Source organism: Streptomyces sp. NPDC030798 (assembly GCF_055572275.1).
In genome coordinates, this window is the sequence record NZ_JBVIDR010000038.1 from 1 (window position 1) to 1,051 (window position 1,051).

Consider the following 1,051-nt stretch of genomic DNA (forward strand, 5'->3'; position numbering starts at 1 on the left):
GGGCGAAGCTGAGAACTTAAGCGCCAGTAAACGGCGGTGGTAACTATAACCATCCTAAGGTAGCGAAATTCCTTGTCGGGTAAGTTCCGACCTGCACGAATGGCGTAACGACTTCTCGACTGTCTCAACCATAGGCCCGGTGAAATTGCACTACGAGTAAAGATGCTCGTTTCGCGCAGCAGGACGGAAAGACCCCGGGACCTTTACTACAGTTTGATATTGGTGTTCGGTTCGGCTTGTGTAGGATAGCTGGGAGACTTTGAAACGCGGACGCCAGTTCGCGGTGAGTCGTCGTTGAAATACCAGTCTGGTCGTGCTGGATGTCTAACCTGGGTCCGTGATCCGGATCAGGGACAGTGTCTGATGGGTAGTTTAACTGGGGCGGTTGCCTCCTAAAGGGTAACGGAGGCGCCCAAAGGTTCCCTCAGCCTGGTTGGCAATCAGGTGTTGAGTGTAAGTGCACAAGGGAGCTTGACTGTGAGACCGACGGGTCGAGCAGGGACGAAAGTCGGGACTAGTGATCCGGCGGTGGCTTGTGGAAGCGCCGTCGCTCAACGGATAAAAGGTACCCCGGGGATAACAGGCTGATCTTCCCCAAGAGTCCATATCGACGGGATGGTTTGGCACCTCGATGTCGGCTCGTCGCATCCTGGGGCTGGAGTCGGTCCCAAGGGTTGGGCTGTTCGCCCATTAAAGCGGTACGCGAGCTGGGTTTAGAACGTCGTGAGACAGTTCGGTCCCTATCCGCTGTGCGCGTAGGAGTCTTGAGAAGGGCTGTCCCTAGTACGAGAGGACCGGGACGGACGAACCTCTGGTGTGCCAGTTGTTCTGCCAAGGGCATGGCTGGTTGGCTACGTTCGGGAGGGATAACCGCTGAAAGCATCTAAGCGGGAAGCCTGCTTCGAGATGAGGACTCCCACCCACTTGATGGGGTAAGGCTCCCAGTAGACGACTGGGTTGATAGGCCGGATCTGGAAGCCAGGTAACTGGTGGAGGTGACCGGTACTAATAGGCCGAGGGCTTGTCCTCAGTTGCTCGCGTCCACTGTGTT

Annotated in this window: 1 rRNA gene; it reads left to right on the plus strand. The window is 56.4% G+C overall.

Features of this window, described 5'->3' with window-relative positions:
• Positions 1–1,029: ribosomal RNA gene (locus ACZ404_RS36855) — 23S ribosomal RNA — on the plus strand; the annotation flags it as partial.
• Positions 1,030–1,051 lie beyond the last annotated feature (22 nt).